General features: G+C 41.8%; 20 protein-coding genes. 7 read left to right on the plus strand and 13 right to left on the minus strand.

Annotation, left to right across the window (positions count from 1 at the left end):
* Positions 1-21 precede the first annotated feature (21 nt).
* The 4 genes from AN393_RS12070 to AN393_RS12085 form a co-directional block, all read right to left on the minus strand.
* Entirely contained in the window at positions 22-1,509 is a 1,488-nt protein-coding gene (locus AN393_RS12070) for a cell wall metabolism sensor histidine kinase WalK (protein WP_055018194.1), read from the minus strand.
* Between the two features lie 5 nt (positions 1,510-1,514).
* A complete protein-coding gene (locus AN393_RS12075) occupies positions 1,515-2,240 on the minus strand; it encodes a response regulator transcription factor (protein ID WP_055018195.1) in 726 nt (241 codons plus the stop codon).
* Between the two features lie 61 nt (positions 2,241-2,301).
* A complete protein-coding gene (locus tag AN393_RS12080) occupies positions 2,302-3,036 on the minus strand; it encodes a spondin domain-containing protein (protein ID WP_055018196.1) in 735 nt (244 codons plus the stop codon).
* 11 nt (positions 3,037-3,047) lie between these two features.
* Positions 3,048-3,749 carry a spondin domain-containing protein gene (locus AN393_RS12085; protein WP_055018197.1) on the minus strand — a complete coding sequence of 234 codons (702 nt, stop codon included), beginning with the start codon at positions 3,747-3,749 and terminating at the stop codon, positions 3,048-3,050.
* Between the two features lie 180 nt (positions 3,750-3,929).
* Between AN393_RS12085 and AN393_RS12090 the strand changes: the two genes are divergently transcribed.
* Together AN393_RS12090 and AN393_RS12095 are read left to right on the plus strand one after the other, a co-directional pair.
* Positions 3,930-4,295, plus strand: a complete 366-nt coding sequence (locus AN393_RS12090; protein WP_055015861.1) for a DUF4870 domain-containing protein — start codon at positions 3,930-3,932, stop codon at positions 4,293-4,295.
* A gap of 55 nt (positions 4,296-4,350) precedes the next feature.
* On the plus strand, positions 4,351-4,785 hold the full coding sequence (locus AN393_RS12095; RefSeq protein WP_055015909.1) for a YqaA family protein: 435 nt from the start codon (positions 4,351-4,353) through the stop codon (positions 4,783-4,785).
* Positions 4,786-4,787: 2 nt separating this feature from the next.
* On the opposite strand, the gene folX is transcribed toward AN393_RS12095, so the two are convergent.
* From folX to ycaO, 7 genes are all read right to left on the minus strand, one after another.
* Positions 4,788-5,144, minus strand: a complete 357-nt coding sequence (gene folX / locus AN393_RS12100; RefSeq protein ID WP_055015862.1) for a dihydroneopterin triphosphate 2'-epimerase — start codon at positions 5,142-5,144, stop codon at positions 4,788-4,790.
* 2 nt (positions 5,145-5,146) lie between these two features.
* The gene (gene folE / locus AN393_RS12105) at positions 5,147-5,701 is read right to left on the minus strand and encodes a GTP cyclohydrolase I FolE (RefSeq protein WP_055015863.1); all 555 of its coding nucleotides are present in this window, start codon (positions 5,699-5,701) and stop codon (positions 5,147-5,149) included.
* A 25-nt stretch (positions 5,702-5,726) separates the two neighbouring features.
* On the minus strand, positions 5,727-6,446 hold the full coding sequence (folM, locus tag AN393_RS12110) for a dihydromonapterin reductase (RefSeq protein ID WP_055015864.1): 720 nt from the start codon (positions 6,444-6,446) through the stop codon (positions 5,727-5,729).
* A 116-nt stretch (positions 6,447-6,562) separates the two neighbouring features.
* A complete protein-coding gene (gene nadE, locus AN393_RS12115) occupies positions 6,563-7,399 on the minus strand; it encodes an ammonia-dependent NAD(+) synthetase (RefSeq protein ID WP_055015865.1) in 837 nt (278 codons plus the stop codon).
* 69 nt (positions 7,400-7,468) lie between these two features.
* Complete coding sequence (locus AN393_RS12120; protein ID WP_055018198.1) at positions 7,469-8,095, minus strand: YceH family protein; 627 nt, start codon at positions 8,093-8,095, stop codon at positions 7,469-7,471.
* A gap of 41 nt (positions 8,096-8,136) precedes the next feature.
* A complete protein-coding gene (locus AN393_RS12125) occupies positions 8,137-11,499 on the minus strand; it encodes an ATP-binding protein (RefSeq protein ID WP_055018199.1) in 3,363 nt (1,120 codons plus the stop codon).
* A gap of 114 nt (positions 11,500-11,613) precedes the next feature.
* Positions 11,614-13,374 carry a 30S ribosomal protein S12 methylthiotransferase accessory factor YcaO gene (gene ycaO / locus AN393_RS12130; protein WP_055018200.1) on the minus strand — a complete coding sequence of 587 codons (1,761 nt, stop codon included), beginning with the start codon at positions 13,372-13,374 and terminating at the stop codon, positions 11,614-11,616.
* A gap of 146 nt (positions 13,375-13,520) precedes the next feature.
* Here ycaO and AN393_RS12135 point away from each other — a divergent pair, with 146 nt between their 5' ends.
* The 4 genes from AN393_RS12135 to AN393_RS12150 all read left to right on the plus strand — a co-directional run bounded on the left by AN393_RS12135 (position 13,521) and on the right by AN393_RS12150 (position 18,651).
* The gene (locus tag AN393_RS12135) at positions 13,521-15,806 is read left to right on the plus strand and encodes a penicillin acylase family protein (protein WP_055018201.1); all 2,286 of its coding nucleotides are present in this window, start codon (positions 13,521-13,523) and stop codon (positions 15,804-15,806) included.
* Positions 15,807-15,864: 58 nt separating this feature from the next.
* On the plus strand, positions 15,865-16,713 hold the full coding sequence (locus tag AN393_RS12140) for an MBL fold metallo-hydrolase (protein WP_055018202.1): 849 nt from the start codon (positions 15,865-15,867) through the stop codon (positions 16,711-16,713).
* 88 nt (positions 16,714-16,801) lie between these two features.
* Positions 16,802-18,334, plus strand: coding sequence for a bifunctional GNAT family N-acetyltransferase/carbon-nitrogen hydrolase family protein (locus AN393_RS12145; protein ID WP_055015871.1), 1,533 nt, complete (start codon positions 16,802-16,804; stop codon positions 18,332-18,334).
* Entirely contained in the window at positions 18,334-18,651 is a 318-nt protein-coding gene (locus AN393_RS12150; protein WP_055015872.1) for a multidrug efflux SMR transporter, read from the plus strand. Before AN393_RS12145 ends, AN393_RS12150 begins: the two co-directional genes overlap by 1 nt.
* An 82-nt stretch (positions 18,652-18,733) precedes the next feature.
* On the opposite strand, the gene AN393_RS12155 is transcribed toward AN393_RS12150, so the two are convergent.
* Positions 18,734-19,612, minus strand: a complete 879-nt coding sequence (locus AN393_RS12155; protein WP_200909042.1) for a DMT family transporter — start codon at positions 19,610-19,612, stop codon at positions 18,734-18,736.
* 255 nt (positions 19,613-19,867) lie between these two features.
* Here AN393_RS12155 and AN393_RS12160 point away from each other — a divergent pair, with 255 nt between their 5' ends.
* Positions 19,868-20,251: an MAPEG family protein gene (locus AN393_RS12160; RefSeq protein ID WP_055015874.1), complete on the plus strand. Its 384-nt coding sequence runs from the start codon at positions 19,868-19,870 to the stop codon at positions 20,249-20,251.
* 73 nt (positions 20,252-20,324) lie between these two features.
* On the opposite strand, the gene AN393_RS12165 is transcribed toward AN393_RS12160, so the two are convergent.
* Positions 20,325-21,536: a TonB family protein gene (locus tag AN393_RS12165; RefSeq protein ID WP_055015875.1), complete on the minus strand. Its 1,212-nt coding sequence runs from the start codon at positions 21,534-21,536 to the stop codon at positions 20,325-20,327.

Here is a 21,536-nt window from a genome sequence, read left to right on the forward strand (position 1 = left end):
TTTTAAAGGTATAGCCAATGGCTATACCTTTATTTTTTGTGGCAAGTTAAAGCTAAACATGGTGCCTTTACCTAATTCGCTCTGCACGTTTATTTCGCTATCCATCAAGGCAAGTAAACCTTTACAAATAGCCAGCCCTAAACCGCCTTGTTGGCGGCCTTCGTTATTAGAATTAGATGCTTGGTAGTGTGGATTAAAAATAGCATCTAGCTCATCATGTTTTATACCTACACCTGTATCAGAAACCTGCACAAATAACTGTGCATTATCTATATGCTTAACGTGGACAGCTATATTGCCGCCGTTAGGTGTATGCCTAATGGCGTTATCAATTAAATTACTCAGCACACGCTCAAGCTTTGCAATATCCGCTACAACAGGAAAATCGCAAATAGCAGGCTCCACGCTTAACTTAATGCCTTTGCTGTCAGCAGCCAGACTAAATTTGGCAATACAATCGTAAATTAACTCCCCTAAATTAAAGGTTTCTTTGTGTATGCTTATTTCGCCGTTTTCTAAGTGAGCGAGTTCAAAAATTTGCTCAATAAGTTGTTTAAGTTGTGCGCAATTGTTGAGCGAAACGTGTAAGTACTCTTGTTGCTCATTAGCGCTTAGTTGCGAACCTGATTGATTAAGTACCTCTAAAAAGCCTTGTAAAGAAGCAAGCGGTGTACGTAGGTCGTGAGATAAATGCGTCAGTAGTTCTTTGCGTTGTTTATCGCTTTGCTCAAGTGCTTTAAATTGCTCATTAATACGGGTCACCATGGCTTGTATGCTTCGCCCTAGGCTATGCACCTCGTTACTTTTTTGGGTCGAAAAGTTACTCAGTTTTGTGTCTGTTAAGCTGTAATTGGCCGCTTCTATATTACTTACATCTTGAGCTAAACGTTGAATTGGGTTGGTAAAAAAGCGCAGTAAAATAAGCATTGCAATCAGTAAAAATGCCAAGGCCGATGTTAGCCATAATGCTGCAAGCCATAGTCGGTCGTTACTTTTTATATTATTAAGTGAAGTGTCGTAAGCTTCTCCACCAATTATGACATACAGGTATCCTTGCAATGTGTCGTTATTAAACACAGGAGCGACAGAAAATATTTTTTGTTGAGTTTGGTCGCGCGGGTTATCTCCATATATAGGGGCTGCATCAGGGTTATTAATCAATGTTTTAAGGGGCGCTAAATTAATGTGTGTACGTTTTACCTTGCCGGGCTCAGCTGAATAAGTAAGGATTTTGCCGTTTTCATCAACAAAATAAAACTCAAATGCGGGACCTAATAACATTAAAGTATGAAACAGGTTTTCAAGGGCTTTGTAATCGTAAACACCTTCTTTAATAAGTGGGTTATCTTGAACTAAGTGTTCGGCCAGTGCTAGATGTAGGTTTTGCTCGCCATGGTGTTTGGAATTCAGTTCTAGCTGTTTACTCCAGCTATAAACAAGTGCGCAAATAAAACAAAAAATAATTACCAAAGAGATAGCTAGTTTTTGATATAAAGACAAATTGAACATAAAAGTTACCCAAGTTGGCTAGGGTTGAGTTTATAGCCTACACCCCATACGGTTTCTATAAAGGGAGCTTGATGATGCTGCTCAAGCTTGGCGCGTAAACGGTTGATATGTGAGTTAACCGTGTGCTCGTAGCCACTATGTTGGTAGCCCCACACTTTATCTAAGAGTTGCTGGCGACTAAATACGTGGTTAGGGTGACGAGCAAAATACACCAACAAATCAAATTCAGTGGCGGTGAGGTTAAGGGCTTGTTCGTCTAAATAAACTTGATGTGAGCTAAATTCAATGTTGAGCGAGCCTATATTTAGTGTTTGTTCGTTGCACGGGATGTCGTTTTCATTATTTTGAATCGCCAGAAGTTGAGAGCGGTGGCGTAACTGTGTTTTTACGCGCGCTTGTAATTCGCGAGCAAAAAAGGGTTTACAAATATAATCATCTGCGCCCATTTCAAGCCCAATTACACGGTCCATATCGCTACTGAGCGCAGTAAGTAAAATAACGGAAATGGTAGGGTAGTGCTCTTTAATTTTACGGCATAGGCTTAAACCATCCATTTGTGGCAGGTTTATATCCAGTAAAATAAGCCCGTAAGGTTGTTTTGCTATTCTTTTAAGTGCAAGTTCGGCGCTTATAACATGATCAACATGTAGATTTAGCGTAGTGAGTTGAGTTGTTATTAATTGACCGATTTCTCTGTCGTCTTCTACTATCAGTATTTTTTCGTGACGCATGTATTAACCTCGTAAAAAAGGGACCTCCATGTCTCCTCACATCCCCATTACAAGCTGGTTATTACTGTGTGCGCTCAATCATTATTTTAGAGACAGGGTTATCAAATTTTTGCCCTGCACCGAGTGCAGAAGTTGATAGCCCATCTTGATTAGACACAACACCTGGATGCATTGTTATTAAATCAATAATATCGTCGCGTATTTCGTTAAACCCTTCGCCATTTGCAGCCGGGCCAGGCACAGTTTCAGCCGTTTCGGTATTTGCCTCTGTACCTGCATCATAAGCTAAGGTGGTGCGCGTTAGCGTATCGCCTACTGCGAATGTAGATACATCTACAGAACTAAGACCGGTAAAAGCATCATTTGTATTCCCAAGCATGGCAGCAAAAGACAAATTAAGTACATCTTGCGCTTCAACAGATAGCGTTACAGTCGTTGTTTCTCCAGGGCCAATAGGGCCTTCTGCTGAGGCCGAAGCGAGTGCATTTTCGTCACTAAGGTACGCTTCGTTAGCGCCGCTTTCTGCAATCATTTCTAAGCCTATGGAGGCTGTTTCACCAAATTGCCATGGTGCGGTTTCATCAAATGCAATAACAGAAAGTGGCGATAGGGGCTGTCCAGCCGTTAAGTTACTAAAGGTAATAGTAAACTCATACACTACAGGTTCCGGCTCAACCACCACCACAGGTTCTTGATCTTCAATAGGGTCGTTATTATCGTTATCGCCACATGCGGCTAGTGAGCTGGCTAACAGTAAAATAAGCGCACTTTTTTTAAAATTAGAAAGAGATGACATAATTAACTCTCCTATTTAACCGTCACAGTTAATTTTGCAACGGGGTTTAACCATCTGTGTACGGTGTTACTTAAATCACTGCTACCGGCATTTAAGTCGTCGTCACCTAAATTACCAGGATGAATATGTACATTCACATTGCTATCTGTACTGGTTAAACCTGCGCCACCTGTACCTGCATCACCCCCAGGTGCTGCTGGGATCCCCAGCGTACCAGGCGCACCTGAACCTTCAACTACTAACTCATTGTTCTGCTCAGTACCTGTATCGTAGGCATTAAGATACACTGTATAGGTACCTGCTTCGGTTGGGATTTTCCAGCTATTAAGTCCAACAAAGCCATCATTGGTAGGTAATAACATGGCAGTAAGTGAAAGGTATTCGTTAGTGTCTGCCGTCATAAGGGTGGCAGAGACAGAAGCCGTTGGGGCAAGTAACCCTTCAGCTGGGTTTGCTACCATATCACTTCCTGCCGCACTTGCTTGAGCCATTAGCTCGGCAATATTGCCGCCTTCAGCCATTGTTTGTAGCGCTGTTGAAGCCTCTGTCGCTACTTCAAACAATTTACCTTCAGCGTCGTGCGCTGTTATTAACACAGGTGTAAAGTGAATACCTTGGGTTAAATTTGTCAATTCTAAATCAAGCTCTGCAGCTTGTGTTGTTTGGCTTGCTACGGCTAAAAGAGTGGCAAGTGTAAGTGCTGATGTTTTCATTATTATTTCCTGTAAGTGATGATTCAGGTTAAGTATTGAATAACCACCTCAAGAAACTCTCACAAAGTTATCACTTTTTTATCACAGCGGGTTAGGATGTGATATTTAACAATACAGCTATGATTTATGGACACCTGCTCAATAAAAAGGCAGTATGTATTAACTAAAAAGGAGAGCGTAATGGAAGAAAATCAACAGCTTGAGCCGTTATCAAAAGACGAAAAAACATGGGCAATGCTTTGTCACTTAAGTGCTGTAGCCGGTTTTGTTATTCCGTTTGGATCGATACTTGGGCCATTAGTGGTATGGCTTATTAAAAAAGATGAAATGCCAATTGTCGATTTACACGGTAAAAAATCGTTAAACTTTCAAATCACTATGGCTATTGCCTACTTTGTGTGTTTTTTACTTGTGTTTGCTGTAATAGGCTTGGTTTTGTTGCCTCTTGTGGCTATTTTTTCGTTTGTCATGGTGGTTTTAGCCAGTATTAAAGCCAACGAAGGCAAAGAGTTTAATTACCCGCTGAGTTTAAATTTGGTAAAATAAACAGCCACTTTTTAATAAACCCAGCTGTATGCTGGGTTTTTACTTTAAGTACTTAATGCTTTATATCACCTTATTTTTTAGTGCGTTTGTGTCCGCTACTTTATTGCCAAGCTCCTCAGAGGTGGTACTTGCGACGATGATAAGCCAAGCTAAAGCTAATCTATGGCTGCTGTGGTTAGCCGCTACGTCAGGCAATGTACTTGGAAGTTGTGTTAATTATTGGCTGGGTACCCATGTGCTGCGCTTTAAGCACAAAAAGTGGTTTCCTGTCTCTGAGCAGGGAATTGTTAAAGCACAATCTCAGTTTAAAAAATATGGCGTGTACAGCTTACTGTTTGCTTGGCTACCGATTATTGGCGATCCGCTAACGGTTATTGGTGGTATATTTAAAGTACGTTTTAGTGTATTTTTATTGCTAGTAACACTTGGCAAAGGCGTGCGGTATTTAGTCGTTATTGCCCTTGCCATAGGCTTAGATAAAATAATTTAATATTATTTAACCCAATCAAGTGTAAGTGATACCGAGTCGGCAAAACGCAGTGCATGTGGTTTATCCACACGTGCTTTGGCGTAATGCACGCTGGGGTGTTTATGGCATACAGCAAGTATTTCAGCAACCAGCTTTTCAAGTAACAAAAAGTGACCTTGTTCTACTAGGTTTATCACCTCTTTGGTGATCACTTTATAATTAAGGGCTTGTTCTACTTCGTCTGTTTTACAGGCTTCATCAGCAGGATAGTGAATTTCTAAATTAATCACTACATCTTGCTTTTTTTCCCGCTCTTCAGGGTTAAAGCCAATAAACGTACGTAAGCGTAAGTTGGTTACGTTAATAATTGCGTTGGCCATTATTACCCCTTAATAAGTTGTAAAAACTCGTTACGCGTTTTAGAGTCTGATCTAAAGTTACCTAGCATTACCGAGGTACGCATGCTTGAATTTTGCTTTTCTACACCGCGCATCATCATACACATGTGTTTAGCTTCAACAATAACCCCCACGCCTTTAGCACCGGTTACTTCCTCAACGGCTTTTGCAATTTGATGTGTTAATTGCTCTTGTATCTGAAAACGGCGTGCGAACATATCAACAATACGTGCAAATTTAGATAAGCCCAGTACTTTACCATCGGGAATATAGGCAATATGACAACGACCAATAAAAGGTAATAGGTGATGCTCACACATAGAGTAAAGCTCTATATCTTGCACAAGAACCATATCGTCTGCGTCTGAGGTAAATACTGCATTATTGGTAATTTCATCGAGCGTTTGACGATACCCTTTTGTTAAATACTCCATGGCTTTAGCTGCACGTTTTGGCGTGTCGAGCAGACCTTCACGATTAGCGTCTTCACCTACAGCAGTAATTATATTTTGATAACTTTGTTTTAATTCGTCATGCATAAATTTCTCAGTTTTAATGTGTGTTTTACTTTAAATGGCGACCGCCATCCACAGGCAAAGCGCGGCCTGTGATGTAGTGGCTGCGCAGCAATAAATCAATACTATTAATAATTTCTTGGCAACCAGGCTCTATACCCATCAATGATTTTTTAAGGGTTTTGGCGCGATAAGCCTCGTCATCATGTTCGTTAAAAATAATCAACGATGGCGCTACCGAATTCACCTTTATATTTGGTGCGTACTTAGCGCTAAATGACTTGGTTAAGTTATCAAGCGCAGCCTTACTTGCGGCATAGGCAATGTGTTTTGGGCTACCTGTCTCAACAACATAATCGGTAAGGTGAATGATGTCAGCAGGAGTGCAAGCCTCGGCTTGATACGTCATTAATAGCTCTGCACAGGCATTATTAATTAAATACGGCGTTTTGGCATGAATGCGCATCATGTTGTCAAACAAGTTCGAAAAATCAGGGTTACTGGCTTCGCAGTCCCAACTGGAGGCATTGTGCACTATGGCACGTAAGGAGTGCGTATGCTGTTTAAGTATTTCAATAAAACTGGCAATACCAGCATCGCTGCTAAAGTCGGCGTGTAAGCATACAGCGCCTTGTTGTTCTAACTCATCGACTGCACGGTGGCGCGTACGATAGGTAATAATAATAGCTTGGCCTTGCGATAAAAAGTGCTTGGCAAGTGCAAGGCCAATACGTTGACCAGCACCTGTTATTAAAATAGGAGATGTCATGTAATGCAGTTTTCTCTTTGGCAGGCGTTAAAATTAACTATAAATTAGTTTTTTTCTACGTAACATTACGGCAAATAGATCAGCTAGTGCTTATGCAGCACTAGCTGTTTGAGCCGTTACAACTCATCGTAAATAGTCGGAATGGGTTGGCGCTTATGCTGAGTGCGTACATAAATCTCAGTTAGCTTTTGCTCAACCTCTGCAGCCACTGGCTTACCTTCTAAAAAGTCGTCAATTTGCTCATAGCTTAGCCCTAACGCTTCTTCATCAGTGAGGCCTGGGCGGTCACTTTCTAAATCAGCGGTAGGGGCTTTTGTTACTAATAGCTCTGGCGCACCTAAGGCAGTTGCAAGTGCACGAACTTGACGTTTTGATAAGCCAAATAATGGGGCTAAATCGCATGCGCCGTCACCAAATTTGGTATAAAAACCAGTAATGTTTTCAGCGCTGTGATCGGTACCTACCACTAAGCCTTGGCAAAAACCTGCTATTTCATACTGCGCTACCATGCGTTGGCGTGCTTTTACATTACCCTTAACAAAATCTATTTTAGCTTGGTCGGGCAAGCTTTCGCCACTACCAACAACCGCCGCCATAGCTTGTTCGTGTAATGCGTCGGCAGCAGGCTTTACGTTTACGGTCATACGTTTGCTTGGCTTAATGAAGTCAACGGCCATTTGCGCTTCGTCTTCATCTGCTTGTACACCGTATGGCAAACGAACTGCAATAAATTGGTACTTATTCGTGTTTTGTTCAGCGTTTAGTTCATCTACGGCTAATTGACATAAACGTCCACAGGTCGATGAGTCAACACCACCGCTAATGCCAAGTACTAGCGATACACTGTGGGCTGCCACCAAGCGTGCTTTTATAAAGTTAACTCGACGGGTAATTTCGGCATTTACATCAATAGTTGGCTGAACTTTCATTTCAGCCATAATTTCGGCGCGCATGGCCAGCTCCTTGTCATTTAATAAGTCGTTTTTAAATAGGCTTACATTATCTGGTTTAGTGGTGATTAATTAAAGTCCTAAATGTGCTTTTATACGGCTAAGCTCGGCTTTTAGTTCCTCAATTTCTGCAAGTAACTCGTTAATTTCATCGTTTTTAACTTCTGCGACTTCTGCAGCTGGCGCTGGGCTTGGCACTATTGCTGGGTCAGCAAAAAGGTGCATGTAGCGATTTTCTCGTTTGCCGGGCTCACGCTCAAGCTTTGTAACGTAGTCATCTTTTGCCAGTGCGCTCAGAGCTGTTTCTACTTCGCTCACGTTTGTAAACTCAGTTAGACGCGCGCTGCGCGTTCTCAGCTCTCCGGGTGTTTGTGCGCCGCGCAGTAACAGTAAACATAGTATTGCCCGTTGCTGCGAGCTTAGCTGTAAACTACTAAATTCTGTATTACAAAAACGGTGGTCGTATTTATTAACTCGCCCCGATAGCCCTTCGTCTAGCGTTACAAGGCGCTGGCTTATAAGCTCATCAAGTGTTTGTTGAACCTCACTTTCGCTCAAGTTTACAACCGGATCTCGGTTGGATTTTTGGTTACACGCATTCGTTAGTGCGTTCAACGACAGTGGATAGTGCTCGGGTGTAGTGCTTTGCTTTTCTAAAAGGCAGCCAATAACGCGCTGCTGATTTGCTGATAAATGCATGGCTTTTCTTTATTAGTAAACAGTATTTTTAGCTTACACCTTTATTGTGTACCAAGCCATTGTTGCAATTTAGGCTCTAGTGCAGCAGAGTCTAAAGGTTTGGTTAAATAATCATTCATTCCGGCATCTAGGCACTTTTCTTTGTCGCCTTGCATTGCATTTGCCGTTAACGCAATGATTGTAATATGTTTATTATGCTGGCCCGCTTTACCTTCGCGTATAGCTTGCGTGGCTTGGTAGCCATCCATCACGGGCATTTGGCAATCCATTAAAACTAACTGGTATTTTTTGTCTTGGCTGCTGTTTAGCTTATCTAGTGCATCTTGGCCGTTTTGTGCAATATCAAAGGTAAGGCCAATTTGTTTTAACAAAGCAGAGGCAACCACCTGATTTACTTTGTTATCTTCTACTAAAAGCACTTGCGCGTGCGCTGAGATTTCTTTAGGTTTTTCGGTCAACTCATTTTGCAGTTGCGCTTGGCGCTGTTGTTGCTCTATGAATTTATCGTTAGTCAGAGAATCAAATAAATCTGACGGGGTGAGCGGTTTAAATATCAGGCAATCTATATTTATACCAATGTTATTATGCTCTTGGGAGTAACTCATCGGTGCCATAACGACCAGCTTACTTTGCTTGGTTGTTACCCTGTTTTTTAATGCGTTGATTTGTAAGTGTGCAGCATGCTCAAAAAAATAATAATCGACTAGCAGTGCATCTGGCTGGGTATCGCAGTTATCAAAATAATTAATAATGTCGCTATAGTCATTTAAAATAGTAACGTGTGCGCCCCATACACGTAATTGTTTAGCGGCAATATTGGCGTTAAGTGTACAGGTATCAACAATTAAAATATGTTTGTTATTAATTAAATGGCTGGGTAAATCTTGGGCTTTAGTTAAACGCGGCTGTATTTTTATAGAAAACGAAAAAGTACTGCCCTCATTAAGCATGCTGGTTACGTTTACTTCGCCTTCCATTAGTTCACAAAGTTGCTTAACGATAGCTAGGCCAAGGCCTGTACCACCAAATTGACGAGTAGTAGAAGCGTCGGCTTGGGTGAATGAGTCAAATAAGGTCTTTTGTTTTTCTGCGTCTATGCCTATGCCGGTATCAATAATAGAGCAGTGTAAAAAGCTGCCATCAGTGGTTTCTTCTATCTGCGCAGTTACCAAAATTTGCCCATCAATCGTAAACTTAACGGCATTGCCAATCAGGTTATTTAAAATTTGACGCAATCTATTCGGATCGCTAATTATTTCGCTAATTGTAATTTGGGTGGCATCTAAAATAAGGTGGGTATTATTTTGCTCCACTTTAAGCGCAAACGACTCAACCACTTCGCCCAGTAGTTTAGGCAAGTTAAATTGCACATTTTCTATGTCGAGCTTGCCCGCTTCAATTTTAGAAAAGTCTAAAATATCGTTAATTATATTTAAAAGCGATTGTGCCGAAGATTGAGCAAGCTCAATATGGTGCTCTTGCTGCTGGTTAAGTTGGGTACGCTTGATAATATTTAGCATGCCCAATACGCCGTTCATTGGGGTTCTTATTTCGTGGCTCATACTGGCTAAAAACTCGCTTTTAGCCATAACAGCTTGCTCTGCGGCCTCTTTGGCGGTGACTAGCTGTTGTTCGGTTTCAATGCGTTGCTGGCTTGAGTGTAGGCTGCCTACTAGTGCGGCTATAGCTATTAAAAAGCTTTCTTCGTTACGTGACCACGGACGCATTGAGGCGCATTGCTCAGCGCAAACGATGCCAATGGTGCCATTTCCCGCGGGTATGATTACGCACAGCATGGCATTAATATTGAGCGGCGCTAGGTAATGCTTTTTAAGTGGTTTTAATAGCGGGTGTTTTTGAGCATCACTGGTGCTAAAAACAGCGTGTTTTTCGATGGCTTCAAAAAAATCAGGGGCCTCACTTTTAAGCCACACTGCATTATTATTGCCCATTCTGTTTTCAATATTGTGAGAGGCGATAGGGCTTAACGAGGTCTTTGAGCTATTAAAAAACCAGATACTGGCTTGCTCAATGTTTAATGCATGGCAAATAGATTCAGTAATGACTTGTTTGGATTGGCTTAGCTGGCCACTTAAAATAAGCTCGTTAGCAGTAAGCGATGCTAAAATTTCGTTATGTAGAGCTATTTTGCTGTTCTCAAGTTCAATACGTTTACGGGTATCAATATTTTGTAGTGAGCCAAATATTCTTACGCAACGTTCATTTTTTCGCTCGGCCTCACCATGAATAAGCACCCACATTTCACGCCCTTGTGAGTCGATAACTTCAAGCTCGGCTTCGTAACTTTTGCCTTCTTTAATTGCAGATTCAACCAGCTGAGTAATGCGTTCTCTGCTTTCGCCGGCTTTAAAATAATTTAAGTTTGTTGGCCATGAGGGCTCTTTATTTAGGGGGTATTTAAATATTTTTTTGGTCATATCTGACCAATACACTTGTTTGGTTTCTAAATTAAATGACCATGCCCCAATTTGCGCAAGGTCACTCATTGCCTCGAGCATTTTTTCGTTTTGTTGTTGGCGGTTTAGCATTTTTAAAAAGAATAAAAATGCCCATATTAGTAATCCGCAAATAATTATAATGGCAATTCTAAGCGGCCATATAGTTGAAGGAGCAGGGCTCCACCCCTCTTTAGGCGCTACGTATAATTGCCAGCTTCCCCCTTGAAAATTAAGCGTAAAATCCAGCGGATCTTGTGTGGTTATATTGCTATTACCGTAAAAAAACTCGCCTTTTTTGCCTAAACCATGACGCCCTTGAATGGCAATGTTGTAGTTTTTTTCAAGCTCCTTTATGCCTGAGTTTTTATAGACTTTTTCAATGTCGAGCACCACTGATAACAGCCCCCAAAAGCGGTTTTCGGGCGGAATATAAACCGGCACTCTGGCAATAAGGGCAATGTCGCCTTGAACAAGCTTAAGTGGTCCAGCCATAACAATTGTATTGGTATCACGGGCTCTAATGGCATCTTGGCGTTGGTTTTTTTGTTCTAAAAAGTTTAAGCCAATGGCTTTTTCGTTACCTTTTAGTGGGTAAGACATACGAATTATCATGTCGGGTGCGCCACCAATATGGCGTAGCTCACTGGAGGTTTTAAATAAAGGCGCGGCAATTTGTTCAAACCGTGCTTGCTGTAATTCAGGTTCAGCCGATACTGCAACTGCTAAACCACGAACTAGCTGAATGTTTGATACTAACGTTGCTTCTAGCTGTGCACGATATGTACTTACCTGGGATAAAATTTGTAAGCGGTGGGCATCTTTTGCGCGATTATAGTTAATTCTATCAAGTACAATGCTCACTACTACAATTAGCGTAAGCGATAACCAAAAGGTCAGCTTATAGTTGCTGGTAGTGTTTTTTTTGTTGTTATTTTTTGGCGGCATTGGCTAAGTCATGCTGTTATTTTAGGCAATTTAACTATAGCTAATTTATTGCATAAATAAAAACGGCGCTGATAAATAAGCGCCGTTTTATTTTTATAATTAGTAGTTTAACTATTAAGCATCCGTTACTTCACGCGCCCAGTGGTTTTGCTTAGCGACATGTAATTTACGGTAGCCATCAAGTAGAGCCGCATGCTTTTTAAAGCCTTCAAGCGATAAACCCGGGAAGGTTAAACCATTGAATAATTTACGGCCTTCTGCAATTTCAATAGCAAGCGTTACGTTGTCGTTGCCAAACATTAAACCAAGAGCTTCTTGGTAGTCAGCGTACTCACGTTCGTCATCGTACTTAATTTCAAGAATGGCTTTCAAGCAACGGAAATGGCGCATTGCCTCTTCGCTTACTTGGCCTGTGTGCAGTATCCAGTCTACCCAATCAATGGCTTCTTCGTTGCCTGCAGCTAAGCATAGGTGCGCTTTAAGCTCACCAATACGCAGTGTATGCCATGGTGTGTCGGCGTCGGTGGCAAGGCCAATAAATTCTGCAGCACGAATAATATCGCTGTGGCCTGCTTCTTCTAGGCTGTCGTAAATGTCCATCCACTGCTGCGTATCGTACTGATCAAGCGATAAGAATGCTTCACGGAATTTAGCGCCTTCGTTGTTGTTACGCCAAATTAGTTCATCAACTGGGTAAATGTCTGACATCCCTGGCACTAAAATACGACACGCATACACGTTTAAGTGTGTGTAATCCATGATGTAAATATCGTGGCCCATGCTGTGAATTAAGTCAGTACAGAAGTTGTATTCTTGCTCTGTTGTACCGCTAAAGTCCCAATGCACAAAATCAAAGTCAGGTGTTGCGCGGAAAAAATCATGCGAGATTAAACCGCTTGAATCGATAAAGTGCAGTTCAATGTTTTCAGGTGTTGCAACTTCATCGTTATCAAACGTAGCCGGTTGAAACACATCAAGTTGGTCAAGGCGACGACCTTGCAGTAGCTCTGTAACCGTACGCTCAAGGGCAACTTCAAATGACGGGTGAGCACCAAACGAGGCAAACACAGAGCCATCAACAGGGTTAATAAGCGTTACGCTCATTACAGGGTATTTACCGCCAAGTGATGCATCGGCAATACGTAAATGAAAACCATGACTGCGAAGCTCTTCACACGCTTCATGAATTTTAGGGTATTGCTTTACAACGTCTTCAGGGACAATTGGCAAACAAAGACCTTCTGTGATAATACGATTTTTAATAGCGCGCTCAAATACTTCTGATAGCCCTTGTACGCGAGCTTCAAATTTAGTGTTGCCTGCGCTCATGCCGTTAGAAACAAAAATATTACCAATCACGTTTACCGGAATGTATACGTCTTGGTTATCGCGTTGGCGTGTGTATGGCAGTGCACAAATGCCGCGCTCGTTATTACCTGAGTTAAAATCAAATAGGTGTGAGGCATTAAGCTCGCGCTCTGGGTCAAAGTAATCCCACAGGCTTTCGTCCATTATGCCCTCTGGCACTTCATTGCCTTCAACTTTAAACCACTTCTCATTTGGATAATGAGTAAAGTCACCGTTTGCAAATTCTTCACCTAAATAAAAGTCGGCAAAAAAGTAATTGCAGCTTAATCGTTCAAAGTATTCACCGAGCGCAGAGGCGATAGACGCTTTATCGGTTGCGCCTTTACCGTTGGTAAACATAACACCGCAGTCGCTGTCTTTTATATGAACTGAATAACAGTTAGCTACAGGGTTAAGCCAAAGTGCTTCTTCAATATTGATGTTTAGCGCTTTTAGCTTGTTTTGCATGGTAGAGATAGACGACTCTAGGTCGCGGTCTTTACCTTTGATAAATGTTTTTTCAGTCATATGAGTCTCAACTAGATCTGCACAAAATGTGGAATAGCTATTATCGTGGATTTTGATGTTTATTTCACCCTTTGCGAGTAAGAACATTATTATTTAATAAAACTATGGTTATTATATGTGCAACAAATAGTGTAAAGGACATATTAATGTTTAAAGTAATCAAATGGCTAGTATTGCTCATTGTGGTTTTAGGATTAGCAGGTACGGCGCTGGTTTACGGCGTATTAAGTTTAAGTATGCCCACACTGGATGGTAAAGGGCAAAGTACAGCAATTAATAAACCGGTTACTATTTCGCGTGATGCACTAGGCCAAGCAGTTATAAATGCGCAAAGCCGCAATAACGCCGCATATGGGTTAGGTTATGCGCACGGGCAAGACCGTTTTTTTCAAATGGATTTATTAAGACGTAACGCCGCAGGCGAGCTTAGTGAGTTATTTGGTAAAGCGGCCCTTGGGCTTGATAAAAAAATGCGCTTTCATCAATTACGTAAACGCAGCCGCGCTATATTAAACACCTTACCCGAAAGCGATAAACAACTATTAAATAGCTACGCCCAAGGTGTAAACGAAGGACTAGCACAAGTTGGCTTTGCAAGCTTTGAGTATTTACTAACAGGCGCAGCGCAAAAACCATGGCAAAGTGAAGACAGCCTATTAGTTATATTTAGCATGTACCTTGATTTACAAAGTGCCACCTTTGAGCGCGATAAAGCACTTATACACATTGAGCAAGCATACGGACAACACATGGTTGATTTTTTAACACAACCTAGCCAATACCAAGCAGCGCTTGATGGCAGTAAGCTCGCCCCGTTTACAGGCACCATTCCTCAGCTACCAGCGCAAGCGCAGCACACGGTTAAAAATATTCAGGTAAATCAAGAGCGTGGTAGCAATAACTGGGCAGTAACTGGTGCATATACACAAACAGGCGCAGCCATGCTCTCGGATGATATGCATTTATCGATGGCGGTGCCTGTTATTTGGTACAGGGCGCAGCTTAATTACCAACAAAATGGCGAGCAAGCTCAGATAACTGGCGTATCACTGCCTGGCGCACCCGCTATTGTGGTGGGTAGCAATAATAAAATAGCGTGGGGCTTTACTAATGGCTACATAGATACCGCCGACTGGATAGCACTAAATGATGAAAGTAAAACATGGCAAGTTAATGAGCCTATTGTAATGGCTGATGGCGAACGGGAAGATTACTCACTCACTTTAAGCGAATACGGCCCAGTAAAATATATTAATAAAAAGCCTTATGCACTTAGTTGGGCGGCGCATCAGCCTTATGCCGTTGATATGGAATTGGTAAAGCTTGAACAAGCAAATACGGTTGATGATGCATTAGCAATAGCGAGTAATGTGGGTATTCCGGTACAAAATTTAATGGTGGTAGATAGCCAAGGCAGTGCTGCATGGCAACATATTGGCGCTATACCGGCACGTAAAACACCGAGTGAGCTAAGCGTGAATGAAAATGAGTACTCACCCGACTGGAAGCAAAATGAGCATCAGCGCCCTCATGTTAAAAACCCAAAAAATGGACGATTATGGACAGGTAATTCACGCGTTGTATCGGCCACTGATAATACTCGTTTTGGTAACGGTGGTTATGCACTAGGCGCTCGTTCGAGCCAAATACGCGATAGATTATTTGAAAAACAAGCGTTTGCCGAGAGCGACTTTTACGCGTTACAGCTCGATAATCAAGCCCGTTTTTTAACGCCTTGGCACACATTTCTACTTAATCAACTTAAAAAAGACAAAACCCAAAACGCACAGTACATAAGTGCACTTGAAAACTGGCAGCAGTGTGCATGTGCAAGCTCGGTAGGTTATACCTTAGTTAAACACTACCGCAGCACATTAATAAATACTGTTTTTGCAAGCATGGAGCACACACTCAATGAGCAAGACGCCACGCTTAAATATGTAAAACGCGATTTAGAACCAGCTATATGGCAGCTTATTAAGGAGAAGCCGAGCTCATGGGTAAACCCAGAATATAAAAATTGGGACGAGCAGTTATTAGGTGCATTTAGCGATACAGTGACAGCACTTAGGGCTGAGTATGGGGATAACGTGCAAAATTGGCAGTGGGGTAAAGTAAATGCGCTTAATATTGAGCACCCGTTTGCTAAACAAATGCCCATACTGGCTAAGCTTTTAAATATGCCTGTGACGCTAGGTTTTGGCGATAGCTACATGCCCGCCGTACAAGGCAAAAGCTTTGGTGCATCGCAGCGCTTTATTGCTCAACCTGGGCATTTAGAAAACGCCATTATGGCAGTGCCTGGTGGGCAGTCGGGGCATCCGCTATCCGCGTTTTACCGTGCAGGCTTTAGTGACTATATTGAAGGTAAGCACACGCCTTTACTACCACAAACGCTAATACATCAAATAGTGATAGAGCCAGCACGATGAACTAAATGACAGTTAATCACGTTCTATATAATCATTAATAAATCAACAGAGAACTAAAATGAAAAAAATACTACCGGCATTAATAACAGGCTTATTACTTAGCAGTGCAACACATGCAGATGAAAACCCGGTAACGGCCAAAAAACTAAGTGACAGTGTGTATGTACTATTTGGTCAAGGCGGTAATATTGCGGCAAGTGTAGGGGAAGATGGTATTTACATTATTGATGATCAGTTTGCTAAGCTTTCAAACGACATTAAAAAAACCATTAGTGATTTAAAACCAGGTAGTGCAGAGTTTGTTATTAATACGCATCATCATGGTGACCACACCGGTGGCAACGAAAACTTTGCCAAAGCCGGCGCGCATGTCATTGCGCACCACAACGTTCATAAGCGATTAAAAGAAAAACACGGCGCAAACTCAGATTACCTGCCACGCATTAGCTTTGGCCACGATTTAAAGCTGCATTTTAATAACGAACACGCGCATGTAGTGCATTACGCCCATGCACATACTGATGGTGATGCGGTGATATTTTTTAATAACGATAACATAGTGCACATGGGTGACATTTACTTTAACTTTGGTAGCTTACCGTTTGTTGATGTAGATAGTGGCGGCAGTGTTGATGGAATATTAGCGGCCGTAGATGACGTTATTAAACAAATAGATGAGCGCACCATAGTGATACCCGGGCATGGGCCGGTAAGTGACCGTTCAGGGCTGGTAACGTATGCTAAACTTGTTAAAAAAGCCAAAGATTTAATGCTAAAAGCAATGCAAAATGGCGCAAGTTTAGAGCAAGTACTAAAAGCCGATCCGTTAGCCACGCTTAATCTTAAGTACGCAGGTTGGCTGCCAAAAGGGAAAGTGACTACACTTTTTTATCGCAGTTTAAAGTAGTACGTGTAACGTAAAAAACATGATACAAAGCTGAGTGTACTTAAGCCTACATTCGGCTTTTATTTTCTTATGCCCAAAGGAGTTGTGTATGTCGGCAGAAAAAACCCACCTAGAAATTTGTAACTTAACAAAAGAGCAGTATCCGCAAATTAAGACCTTAATGGATCAGGCTTACCCTGATTTAGGTGGCGCGTGGCCAAGCCATACTATTTTTAGATTGATAGATCAGTTTCCTGAAGGGCAAATAGGCATAGTGGATGATGGCGTGCTGGTGGGCATAGCACTGAGCGTGCAAGTTGATTACACGCGTTTTTCAAACCCGCATACGTACGAAGACATAGCCGATGGCCACGACCGTGTATTTAGTGACTCCGACGGCGATGCGCTATACGGTTTAGATGTAGCCATTAGCGAAACCCACCGAGGCATGCGCTTAGGGCGCAGGTTATACGATGCTCGTAAAGAATTGTGCCGCCAATATAACCTACGGGCAATTTTAGCCGGTGGGCGTATTCCGCGTTATTACAATCACAGCAGTGAAATGACGCCAATGGAATACATTGAAAAAGTTGACCAAAAAGAGCTTTACGACCCAATTTTAAGTTTTCAACTCTCTAACGATTTTCAGGTAAAGCGGTTACTTAAAAAATACCTGCCAGAGGATCAAGAGTCTGTAGGTTACGCCACGTTACTTGAGTGGAATAACATAATGTATGAACCAACCGATACAGTACTCGAATCGACTAAATCGATTGTGCGGGTAGGTGCGGTGCAATGGCAAATGCGTTGTGTTGAGTCGGTTGAAGAGCTACTTAAACAAGTGGAATACTTTGTCGATACAGTCTCTGATTATAAAAGTGACTTTATTTTATTTCCGGAATTTTTTAATGCGCCACTTATGGGGCTTACCGAACAAAGTAATCAAACTGAGGCTATTCGCTATTTAGCTGAGTACACCGAAACGTTTAAAAACGCCATGTCGCGCATGGCAATAGAGTACAACGCTAATATTATTACTGGCTCTATGCCCCTTGCCGAAGACGATAAAATTTATAACGTCAGTTACTTATGCCACCGAAGCGGTAAAATAGACGAGCAGCGCAAAATACACATCACCCCGCATGAGCAAAATGACTGGGTGATTCAAGGCGGCGACAAAATTGCCGTGTTCGATACCGATGCTGGGCGTGTGGGTATTCAAATTTGTTATGATGTAGAGTTTCCTGAGCTTTCGCGTATTTTAGCCAAGCAGGGGCTTGATATACTTTTTGTACCATTTTGGACCGATACTAAAAATAGTTATTTACGGGTTCGTCACTGTGCGCAAGCGCGCGCAATCGAAAACGAATGTTACGTGGTTATTGCAGGTTCAGTGGGTAACTTACCTGAGGTAGAAAGCTTAGACGTACAGTACTCACAATCAGCTGTACTAACACCATCAGACTTTTCGTTTCCGCACGATGCAACATTAAATGAAGCCACACCTAATACCGAAATGTTATTATTTAGCGACCTTGATATGGATAAGCTAAAAATTCTTCATAGCGAAGGGACAGTGCGCAATTTAAAAGATCGCCGCGAAGATTTATACGACGTAATTTTGAAAAAGAGAGATGTTTAATGGCATGGGTTTATTTAGTCATTGCAGGCCTGCTTGAAATAGGCTGGCCAATTGGTTTAAAGGTATCGCAAAACCCGGATACTCGTTGGCAAGGTATTGCAATGGCAATTGCATTTATGGTGGCCAGTGGCTTTATGCTATGGCTTGCACAAAAGCAAATATCAATGGGGACGTCTTATGCCGTATGGACTGGAATAGGTGCTGCGGGGACGTTTTTAGTGGGTATATTATTTTACGGGGATGCAGCCACGTTTGGCCGCATTGCAGGTGTGCTGATGATTATTTGCGGTGTGATAACGCTAAAAATCAGCTCTTAAAAAGAGCGCTTAACACTTGCTTTAAAAGTTATAAGCAGCTTTACAGTAGCGCAGGTTTATAAGCCTGCGCTTTTTTATGTTCTCAATTTGGTAGCATCACCAAAATAGCGGCAATGGCTATTAAAATTAAGCCCGCGGTATCTTGCTTTTTAAGTGGCTGTTTTAACCAAAGTACGGCTATTAGCATGGTAAAAAATACCTCTACCTGACCAAGCGTTTTAACATACGCCACGTGCTGTAAACTCATTGCGCTAAACCAGCCAATAGAGCCTACACAACTAAAAATACTAATTGCTGTTGTAATGCCTTTATATTGCCAAAGTTTACTAAGAGTTTGTGGCTCTTTTAGTAATAAATAGCCAAGTAATATAAGCGTTTGTAGGCTTATTACAAACAGTAAAACCCATGCAGCCGAGTGCGGAAATAACAACCCTGAATTTAAACTTGCTTCGCGTACCCACAGCGATGTAAGGGCAAAGCTGGTACCACAGGCAAGGCCAAGTAATGCTGTTTTAGCATCAAAGCGTTTTACGCTGGTTATACCGCTAAGTAAAAGCACCGCAATAGCGCCTAAAAATACCCCAAGCCAACCAAGTAGGCTAAGCGCAGAGCCAAAAAACAACACTCCTAAAATAGCCGCGACTAACGCCTCACTTTTAGCAAGGCCTGCACCTATGGCGTAATTGTTCATTTTAAACAGCTTTACCATTAAACCCGTGGCGAGTATTTGCATAACGCTTGCGCCAATAATAAAACCCCAAAAGGCATTATTAAAGGTAGGCATGGTCGTGTCTTGATATTGATATAAGCCATACAAATACACTGCAGCAATAGGGCCGGCTAAAATAAAACGCGAAAGGGTTACGCCAGCTACACTTGCATGTGTGCTTAATTTACTTTGCAGGGCATTTCGCCATGCTTGCATAAAGGCGGCTAAAAAAGTGAAAAAGATCCAGGTCATGGGGGTCGTCGGTAAAAAAATAAGGTCTATAAATTAACAATCTTTAGTTATTAAAGCGATGCATTAAGGGTGATAGTGAATATTCCTCACCTGCGACATTATGCCGCACTGCTTTATAGGTAAACTTAGCTATAGTAAGAGTGATGTTATTGTTTAGCCGCCTGCGTATGTCATAAAACGTATAGGCGGCTTTTTTGTGTATGTGTGTTATATGTATTGGTTAAATAACTAGGTTCTAAAATAAGAGAATACATTATGACGACATTAGTAGTATGCGCATTACTTGCTGTATTAATGCCTTATTTTGCAAAAATACCTGTAGCCGTTGCGATGGCAAAGCTCGGTCGGTATGACAATAAACATCCGCGTTCGCAACAAGCAAAACTAACAGGCTTTGGTGCGCGGGCGCTCGCGGCACATCAAAATTGTTTTGAATCACTTGCAGTGTTTGCCGTTGCTATTGCGGTGGTATTGGAAACTAACTCGGTAAATGCCGTAACCGAAACCTTGGCGGTGACCCATATAGTTTCGCGTACTTTATATTGCATTTTTTATTGGCTGAACCTAGATATTATACGTTCACTCGTATGGTTTATTGGTTTAGGCACTGCCATTGCCATGATTGTAATGAGTATCTAATTTTATTGTTAAAACCACAAAGCAAGCGGCCTAAAAGGGCGCTTGCTTTGTGCTCTTGTATTACTCAATAGCATTAATGGGATACTTTAATTCGCTCTATTAAATCAGTATTAGCAACCTTGTTGTTTATGGCAAAATCGAGCTGTACAAGTACATCATTAAACCCTGCCTCAGAGATTTTATATTCCCACTTCGCCAGCGCTTCTTTAGCTGATTTATCAAAAATGCCCGATGGCTTTGATTGAATGACACTAATATTTTTTGTTCTGCCATTGGCAGCAATATCGTATTTTAACACCACTGAGCCACTAATACCTTGTTGGGCGGCTTTAGTAGGGTAGCGTGGCTCAATGCGAATTATGGGTGAAATATGATCTTGTTTGGCACCTTGTGCTTGCGGTTGCTTTGCAATAGCGAGGGCACTTAACATAGTTGCGGCCACAAGCAGTATGCCACCTTTGGCAAGGCGAGAGTGAGTGCCACTGTGCTTTATATTGGTAAGTCGTTGTAACATGGTTTTTTTATCTCCGTAGTGTGAATAAGCCATTAGACCAGCGGGCGTTGTTGCCGCGCAGTTAACTAAGGCTTTGCTGTATAAAATGTGTTGGTGTGTGGTTTTATTCGCAAGTACCCGTTCATCACAAGTCAGCTCTTGTAAGCGCCTACAACTTGCGTACGCCATCCAAGCGAGCGGATTAAACCATAATAAAATAGTAGCCAGTAACAGCAGGGCATTTATTAAGTTATCTTTGCGTTTTATGTGCACAGTTTCATGCTCTAAAATAAGCGCTAAAGAGGCTTTATCAAATTGGGTCTTGTAATTGCTGGGCAGTACAAGCTTACTTTTAAATATACCCACCACCATTGGTGTGGCTGCATATTGACTGGCATAGGTTTTAATACCAGTGGCAAGACTGTGCTCTAGGTGCGTTAGTTCAGTTAGCTGCAGGCTTTTAACAAAACGTGTATGTGTAATAAAACTGGCTATTAATAACCCCATAGTAATAAGTACATACATGAGTGCCCAGCTAATCCCCATTTCATGAGAAAAGGGCTGGTTAGGGGTAATTAAGTAATGGCTAATATTGCTATTTTGCAGTGGTTTTATCGCATTGGGTAAATTAGCAATAACTAATCCTGCAGGTACTAACCACGCTAACTTGTATACAAACCGCGCGCCAAGGGTTTTTAAACCAAATCGCTCGAGTAAAATAAATCCACAAAACAAAATACTTAATAATAGTTGCTGTTCAATCAACCAATTAAATCCAGTTTGAATAACCAT

The organism is Pseudoalteromonas sp. P1-25, assembly GCF_001401805.1.
Classification (GTDB): domain Bacteria; phylum Pseudomonadota; class Gammaproteobacteria; order Enterobacterales; family Alteromonadaceae; genus Pseudoalteromonas.